The sequence below is a fragment of the Rubritalea sp. genome (assembly GCF_039830215.1).
Classification (GTDB): domain Bacteria; phylum Verrucomicrobiota; class Verrucomicrobiia; order Verrucomicrobiales; family Akkermansiaceae; genus Rubritalea.
This window is the reverse complement of record NZ_JBDOPO010000277.1, coordinates 1-7,654: the sequence shown is the minus strand read 5'-3', so window position 1 is coordinate 7,654 and position 7,654 is coordinate 1. Positions and strand designations below refer to the sequence as shown.

Below are 7,654 nucleotides of genomic sequence, written 5' to 3'. Positions count from 1 at the left end.
AGCCGCCGAACCAATGAGGAGTTCAGCGGCTAAAAAAATTACTTCGTAGGCGCTACTGGAATATCAGCAAACTGCGGAAGTGGACGGAGAGGTGGAGCCTTGGCTTCACCTGTGCAGCAACCACAGGAGCTAAGAAGTACAGTAGCCGCAGCAGCGGAAGCGATCGTTAGAATGCGTAGTGTTTTCATAAATTGATATAGATTTCGCAATGCATTTTGCTCACCCTATACGGGAGCGCAAGAAAAAAGCGGACTCCCGTTAGGAAAGCCCGCTTCAAGTATTTTACTGAGCAATTACTTACTTGGCATTACTGGCACTGGAGCCGGCTCTGGAGATGACCCACATGAAGTGGAGAGAGCGATTCCTGCTGCCGCTGCTGCGAGTGCGATAATTTTAACGAATTTCATATTATTTATTAGTTTTATTTTCTTTTTAGAACGGGACCACTAGGCCCCAGGTTGGATTTGCACGCTAGGCGTGCGCCCCCTCAGACTTACATGCATCCGCAGCAAGAACTAAGGAAAGTGAGGGATACTGCTGCAGCTGCATAGACGAGGACTTTAAGACTTTTCATCGGTATTTATTTAGAAGGTTCGATATAGGTGGACTCTACAGGAGCATTGCTACCACAAGAAACGAGCGCTGCACAAGATGCTGCGGCTAGTGCAAAAATAATCAGTTTAATGGATTTCATAGGTACTTGTTTTATCAATTAAATAATACCATCAGGGCATTACCTAACATTTGAAGACACTCTAGTAGAATCTTCTGCTAGAAGCAAGATAGAAACGTGATTACACATGATTTCTTTCACTTATCCAGCAATGACAAGAACAAGCATTGCTAAATAGAGAAGCTCTAGTAGCATGCGCCCAAACTCGATCCCGAGAAAATTAAGACCATGAAAGAAGCTAAACACATCGCAATCGTCGGCGCTACAGGTGCCGTAGGTGAGGAAATGCTCGCCTGTCTCGACCAGCGCAATTTCCCAATCAGCGAGCTCACCCTGCTCGCTTCTGCCCGCTCTGCAGGCAAACAGATTAGCTTTCAAGGCAAAGAGATTATTGTAAAAGAGCTAACCCACGAAGCCTTCGAAGGAGTTGATGTCGCACTTTTTGCTGCGGGCGGCGGCATATCAGAAACCTTTGCCCCTTCTGCGGCACGGGCTGGAGCGATCGTAATTGATAATTCTTCAGCCTTCCGCATGGATGACGAAGTTCCTCTTATCGTACCTGAAATTAACCCGGAGGCAGCTAAGGAAGCAGTGAAAGGCATCATAGCCAACCCAAACTGCACCACGATCATTTCCTTGATGGCACTTTATCCTCTGCACAAGAAGTACGGCCTGAAGTCTATCATCGCCTCATCCTATCAAGCAGTTTCAGGCTCCGGTGCAGCTGGTATCGCAGAGCTTAAGCAACAATGCGAAGCTCTCGCAAATGGAGGTAACGTCGTCTCCGAAGTCTACCCGACTCAGATCGCCTTCAACGTGATTCCACAGGTCGATGCGTTCCAGCCTGACCATTTCACCAAGGAAGAGCTCAAAATGCTCAACGAGGCTCGTAAGATACTCAAGCTTCCGGAACTTAAAGTCACTTGCACCTGTGTTCGCGTTCCAGTGTACCGTTCCCACTCCGTTTCTATCACTGCAGGGTTTGAAAAAACTCCAAATGTGGAGGATGCTCGTGCGATCTACGCTGACTACCCTGGCGTTGATGCCAAGGACGACCCGTCACAGAATATTTTCCCAACACCACTCGACACCACTCTTAAGGACAACTGCCTAGTCGGCAGGATCCGCGAAGACAAGGTGCTCGACGACGCCTTAGCCCTCTGGGTAGTCGGTGATCAGGTGCGCAAAGGAGCAGCGCTCAACGCAGTGCAGATTGCAGAAATCCTCTAAATGCATTTCAGCACTGCTGAAATACCGTATTCCAATTTAGGTGCTGTGCGCTAGGTCTTTTCCTGGCTAAATACATAGCACCTTTTTGTGAACACCTGAAAATTCTACGCATGAGTTTAAAAATTTGGCTTAAAGCCCAGCAAGAAACCGTCGACACAGCCCTCGACCAGATTCTCCCAAGCGAAGACACTCGTCCAGCAACGATTCACCAAGCCATGCGTTACAGCATGTTTGCGGGCGGGAAACGCCTACGCCCGATCCTCTGCCTGGCAGCAGCCGAAGCCTGCTCAGGAGAAGAAAAAAACGCTCTCTTCCCAGCTTGCGCAGTCGAAGTCATGCACACCTACTCTCTGGTACATGATGATCTACCCTGCATGGACGACGACAGCCTACGCCGAGGTCGTCCAACTAGCCATGTGGTATACGGAGAAGGTATTGCAGTACTAGCCGGTGATGCTCTGCTAACTGAAGCTTTTGCCATCATTGCACAGACTCCTGCAACCAAACGCTACAATGCTCGTGACTACGTGCTCGAACTCTCAGAAACGGGTGGCAGCAAAAAGCTCATTGGAGGTCAAGTGCTCGACCTTGAAGGAGAAGGCAAAGAGCTCGACCAAGAGCAGCTCGTCCACATCCACGAGGCTAAAACCGCTGCCCTTCTCTGCAGCTCCCTGCGCCTTGGAGGCATGAGCGCTAACTGTACAGCTGAGGAGCTTCAGGCTCTCGCAGACTTTGGCTACAACTTAGGCCTCGCTTTCCAAGTGATCGACGACATCCTCGATGTCACACAGACCACAAAACAATTAGGAAAAACAGCTGGCAAAGATGAATCCGTCGATAAATCTACTTACCCAGCAGTTTTAGGGCTTGAAGAATCCAAGGTCGAGGCCGCCCGTCTCACGGCTCTGGCCCTCAATGCGCTAAAACCACTCGGCGAGAATGCTGCTCGTCTCGAGCAAATTGCCCACTACATGCTTGAACGCGAATTTTAGATGACCTTCCCCCTAACACCCATATATCTATGTTAAAATCAGCCCTTTGCACCGGTGCTCTACTCAGTACATTCTTACTAAGTTCAGCCTCTGACAATCAGACCAATATATGGCTCGAACTCTCAATTCAAAGTCAGAATATAGGGCAGCATATTCACATGCTCGGTGTGGATGCCGATGAACCAAACCCGGAGGATTTTGCAAAAGACATCAAAGCCATTGATGCCCTACTCGACATATTAGTGGCAAAGGGCATTTTAAAGGAAGCGAAGTTTGAGCTCAAACCAGAACTCGAGATCGAGGAATCACTTGTTGTTGCCGTCGGTGAGTTGATGGAAAAGTATGCACCACAATACGGAATTTATGTGATTCGAGAAATGATGGACATTGGAGCCCGCCGATGGCTCAGCGAATCTACTGAAGATGCCCCGCTAATCCTCAACGTCCGCATGCCAGAGCTATTTCTTAGAGAGCTCCAAGCTTTACTTAAGAAAAACGCATTCCAAAAGTAGGTTTTATTCTCCAGCTAACCTCCAAACATGAAGATAGTAGAATTCGCGCAACAAGAATCCCCATTGGTTTTTCTCTGACCGGTACATACTCGTTTGAGTCGCCGAAGCCTCAGCCTCAATACCATGCTTGAGCGTGATTGCTAAAGCTCGCTTAAGATGCCAAGGATCACTCACTAACAGCGCAGACTTCAGACCTTTCTCCCGCATCACCTTTTCAGCCTCCATGATATTTTGCTCGGTGGTCTGGGACTCTTTTTCGGTCAAAATATCAAGCTCTGGAATTCCACTCTTTTTGCAGTATTCCAGAGCCACCTCTGACTCGGAAAATTTGGCATTTTTACCGTAACCTCCAGTCAGGAGAATTTTCCCGACTCGACCCTCTTTATAGAGCCTAATCGCATGATCTATGCGCGCCTGAAAAACTGGAGACGGCTTAGTGTGGTAGGCTGCAGCTCCTAGGACAATAGCACAGTCGGCTTTACTTCCGGCATCGCTAAAACCGATGCGATTTATATCCCATACCTGCCAACTGGCGTAGAAAAATAGCACCAACAGAGAGACGGACAACCATTTGACCCGACGCCCCCATCGCTTCCTAAATGACATCTTCTTAACCAAAAGTTTTTACTGCCGTAGCATCTACCCATTCCGAGTCGCTGTAAATCTCAAAACCTGAGACTATCACTTCTTTCTAAGATACTGCTCCACTGCAATTCGCATCCCTTTTGCTTTGTGTATGGTTTCTTCGTATTCTGCATCGGCAACAGAGTCCGCAACAATTCCAGCCCCCACATGGTAGTGCAGTTGAGCCCCTTCGCGAACCATGGTTCGGATGACTATATTGAACTGGCTTTGTCCATTGAAGCCAAAATAGCCCATTGCACCAGTGTAGAGTCCCCGAGGGTGCTCCTCCAATTCTTCAATTATCTCCATGGCTCGTTTCTTAGGTGCTCCAGTGATACTCCCCCCTGGGAAGCAGGACTGTAAGGCGCGGACTTGATTACCGTTTTTACGCAACCTTCCGCTCACGGTGGAAACCAAGTGATAGACGTGCTCAAATTTTTCTAACTTAAGCAATGCCTCCACCTCCACGCTGCCGAAGTCACACACTTGACCTAAGTCATTACGTTCGAGGTCAGTGATCATAACCAACTCTGAAACCTCTTTGTCAGAGTTGCGAAGCTCAAAGACTGAGCGCTGATCAGCAGCGGGATCATCAAACCTAGGTCTCGTTCCTTTGATTGGTCGCGTCAGTATACGGTCTTGATCAAAACGCAGAAATGTCTCCGGCGACGAAGATAACAGCTCTCGCCCGCCCAGTGCCATGTAGCTAGAATGCGGGGCTGGGGAGAGCTCTCGCAAATGAGTATACAACCCAAAGGCTGATTCCCCTGTAACTTTAGCTGAAAACTTCTGAGCTAAATTGACCTGGTAGATATCACCAGCAGAGATGTACTCTTTAATCACCCCCACTTTTTCCAAATAGTCAGCACGCTCCATCGACTGAGAAAACTCGCCGATTTGGAGTAGCGGAGCGCTCGGAGACGGTAGTATTTCGTTAGATAATTTGCCTATTTCGTACCACTGTTCAGAGCTGTGCCGGTAAACCAACATCTCTGAATACACGCCAAAGCAAAAAGATCCTTCATACTCAATCCAACCACAAAGTCCGCCATTCGGTAAATCCCCAGACTCGGTACCATACTTTGCGAGAACCTCTGCGATCGCGCTCACATCAGTTATGTGCCCCCGCAAGACTTCGCTTGGTCGAGCCGCGACTACACTGATGACCCCATCCACGCCATCGGGGAAATTCCCTGAGCTATCAAAAAATACGAGCCCATCAAGATGCTGTAGCCCAGCAGCCACAGAACTGGGATGCAGGGGGATATCTAGCTCTGTCATTTGGGGCATATTCATTAGCTCTGCACAATCCATACGCGATCTACAACATTCCTCAAGAGGAATAGATTCACTCACTGGAAATCATTTAGCGAAAATCGTCCTTCCCATCGCCCGCATTTGCTATCTAAAGTTCGTCATTCATGGGAACAGCTACCCAAAAATCGCCAACAGCGAAGCCTCCAGCCTTCACCATCGCGTGTGGACTATTCGCCTGTATCGCCTTCATGCAACTCCTTTCAGTAGGCGTTGCGATTGCTGCGCGCACTGGTGAAACCCGCGAGGTTATTCGTTATGTCAAAGAGGCCCCAATGATCGTTTCCGTTCCCACCCTTCGTGATGCCGAACCATTACGAGGCAATTTAAACCCTCGAAGCGTGGCCGAAATACTGGAGGAATATACGGACGAAAGCGACCAGATGGAACCAGCTGCCAGCACATTCAACACACCGGTATACAGCCAACCCGCCATCCCTGAGACTGCCCCTTTGGTCAACGACCCGATGGTTGAGAAACTGGTTAGAGAGGCACACATCGCCCACAACCAAGGGGACCTAATGAAGGCTCTGCTTAAACTAGAAGAAGCCGAGTTCCAGGCTGCCGATGAACCTGCTATTTTTTACCGAAAGGCACTTCTATTCGAAGATCTAGGCCACTGGGAACAAGCGACTAACAACTACGAAAAACTATTCGTCATGGGACCTCGCGTCGGCGTGTACTACCACAAATCGGCATTCAAACTCTCAAATGGAATCAATCCGGTCGAACAAAAGGAACAATCTCTCATCATCGGCCACATCATGCGCCGCATTTCAGAGGACCGCCTCCATGCACGACTCACTATTCCAATACGCTCGGTCTCCGATAGCGATTTTGATCCAAGCCAACTAGAAATCAAAGTCCACCATTACGACCTCGTAGACAAAAAGAAGATCGAGCCAGTCCCGCTCTCTCGAGGTGACAATATACAGGACCGTTGGCTGCATAAACCTTTGGACTGGGCCAACGGCGAAGAGATCGCAGAGTCCTGCTACACTCTACCCGCTAGTGCAGTGGCTGAAGAACACCTCTTTGGTCAGCGCACCTACTTCGGCTACGTGGCTGAGCTGTATTACAAGAACGAACTCATAGACCAACAAGCCTATCCGCGCCGCCTTCACGCAATCCACGCGAAGCAGCAAAACAGCCAAGAATTTGACTTCCCACTTGATTTCCCTCTAGACGAGGCCCTGCCTAACATAAACCCTGACAACCCTCTCCTTCCAGCACTACCGCGCCACTAAGTTCAAACGTACCTTTTTTTGATGGACCACGAAATACAAAGACTCAGCACCGGCAATCAGATCGGGGATTATTTGCTCAATGAATTACTCTATGATGGAACGACCACCCGCACTTGGAGGGCTAAGCAGGTTTCCATTAGCCGTGAAGTCATCATAGACAGCCTCAACTTGGACCAACAAGACGATGAGACTGTAGTCTCTTGCTTTCTAAGCGACGTCCGAGCGAAGGCACAGGTGGATCACCCGCTTATCGGCTCAGTCTTTGAAGCCGTACGGGATGGCAGACTTTGTTTTTACGCCAGAGAGAACCTAATAGGGGAAACTCTAGAAGACTTGCAGAATAGCTCGACTCAGCTCCCCCCAGAAAAGGTTGCTCACATCGTTCGACAAATAGCAGAGGCCAACCTCTACCTCGAAGAGCGCCGCATTGCCACCCTACCTATCTTGCCGGAACAAATCATCATCTCCGAGCACAGCCTCACACGACTGATAAACATGGCGGTGGGAGGCAAAAGGGACCCGCATGTGGCAACCACTGATAAACACACCGTAGGTAAAGCTCTCAGAGGTTTAATAGAGCCTGGCTGTCCGGGCTGCACCCGCACACTATCCTTACTTAACTACATGGCTGACCTTGAACGAGAAACCCCGCTTAGTTGGGAACAAATTAAGGATCTCTCAGAAGGCGTAGAACAGCAGCTAGCGGAACCTCTAGAGCCGTTACCTCTTGAAAACTCCACAGTGCGACTCAACAAACGCGACAACAGCAAGAAGCTCATCATGCTTGCAGGTATCGGTATTGGGGCCGCGATAGCCATCACTATCGGCTCTTTACTGATGAATCAGCCCGATCGCCCTAAGCAACGGGAACTCACGAGTATGGTGCAAATCCCAGCAGGCAACTACATCACTCACGATGGCTCTCAAGTCAAACTATCGGCATTTTGGATTGATTGCCATGAAGTCACCATTGCTGAATACGCAACCTTCCTCGAGGCGATGGACATTCTCAGTCGTCAGCAAATTTCGATTTACCAACACGAAGATCAACCAGAAAGTAAG

General features: G+C 49.1%; 8 protein-coding genes. 5 read left to right on the top strand and 3 right to left on the bottom strand.

Going from position 1 to position 7,654, the window contains the following annotated elements:
* Window positions 1–38 precede the first annotated feature (38 nt).
* Window positions 39–188, bottom strand: a complete 150-nt coding sequence (locus tag ABGY95_RS09210; protein WP_347441383.1) for a hypothetical protein — start codon at window positions 186–188, stop codon at window positions 39–41.
* Window positions 189–901: 713 nt separating this feature from the next.
* Between ABGY95_RS09210 and ABGY95_RS09205 the strand changes: the two genes are divergently transcribed.
* The 3 genes from ABGY95_RS09205 (at window position 902) to ABGY95_RS09195 (ending at window position 3,407) form a co-directional block, all read left to right on the top strand.
* Window positions 902–1,903 (top strand): aspartate-semialdehyde dehydrogenase, encoded by a 1,002-nt coding sequence (locus ABGY95_RS09205; RefSeq protein ID WP_347441382.1) that lies wholly within the window; start codon window positions 902–904, stop codon window positions 1,901–1,903.
* 110 nt (window positions 1,904–2,013) lie between these two features.
* Entirely contained in the window at window positions 2,014–2,895 is an 882-nt protein-coding gene (locus ABGY95_RS09200; RefSeq protein ID WP_347441381.1) for a polyprenyl synthetase family protein, read from the top strand.
* A 29-nt stretch (window positions 2,896–2,924) separates the two neighbouring features.
* The gene (locus ABGY95_RS09195) at window positions 2,925–3,407 is read left to right on the top strand and encodes a hypothetical protein (RefSeq protein ID WP_347441380.1); all 483 of its coding nucleotides are present in this window, start codon (window positions 2,925–2,927) and stop codon (window positions 3,405–3,407) included.
* A 3-nt stretch (window positions 3,408–3,410) separates the two neighbouring features.
* Here the strand turns inward: ABGY95_RS09195 and ABGY95_RS09190 are convergent, their stop codons facing one another.
* Complete coding sequence (locus ABGY95_RS09190; protein WP_347441379.1) at window positions 3,411–4,013, bottom strand: YdcF family protein; 603 nt, start codon at window positions 4,011–4,013, stop codon at window positions 3,411–3,413.
* Between the two features lie 75 nt (window positions 4,014–4,088).
* The gene (pabB, locus tag ABGY95_RS09185; protein ID WP_347441378.1) at window positions 4,089–5,321 is read right to left on the bottom strand and encodes an aminodeoxychorismate synthase component I; all 1,233 of its coding nucleotides are present in this window, start codon (window positions 5,319–5,321) and stop codon (window positions 4,089–4,091) included.
* Window positions 5,322–5,452: 131 nt separating this feature from the next.
* On the opposite strand from pabB, the gene ABGY95_RS09180 reads away from it, so the two are divergent.
* Complete coding sequence (locus ABGY95_RS09180; protein WP_347441377.1) at window positions 5,453–6,592, top strand: hypothetical protein; 1,140 nt, start codon at window positions 5,453–5,455, stop codon at window positions 6,590–6,592.
* A 21-nt stretch (window positions 6,593–6,613) separates the two neighbouring features.
* On the top strand, window positions 6,614–7,654 hold a 1,041-nt coding region (locus tag ABGY95_RS09175), incomplete at its 3' end, for a hypothetical protein (RefSeq protein WP_347441376.1).

Bases quoted from the DNA above. Each gene is read 5' to 3' on its own strand.
- pabB (WP_347441378.1), bottom strand. From the start codon at position 5,321: ATGCCCCAAATGACAGAGCTAGATATCCCCCTGCATCCCAGTTCTGTG.
- ABGY95_RS09205 (WP_347441382.1), top strand. From the start codon at position 902: ATGAAAGAAGCTAAACACATCGCAATCGTCGGCGCTACAGGTGCCGTA.
- ABGY95_RS09190 (WP_347441379.1), bottom strand. From the start codon at position 4,013: ATGTCATTTAGGAAGCGATGGGGGCGTCGGGTCAAATGGTTGTCCGTC.
- ABGY95_RS09195 (WP_347441380.1), top strand. From the start codon at position 2,925: ATGTTAAAATCAGCCCTTTGCACCGGTGCTCTACTCAGTACATTCTTA.
- ABGY95_RS09200 (WP_347441381.1), top strand. From the start codon at position 2,014: ATGAGTTTAAAAATTTGGCTTAAAGCCCAGCAAGAAACCGTCGACACA.
- ABGY95_RS09210 (WP_347441383.1), bottom strand. From the start codon at position 188: ATGAAAACACTACGCATTCTAACGATCGCTTCCGCTGCTGCGGCTACT.
- ABGY95_RS09180 (WP_347441377.1), top strand. From the start codon at position 5,453: ATGGGAACAGCTACCCAAAAATCGCCAACAGCGAAGCCTCCAGCCTTC.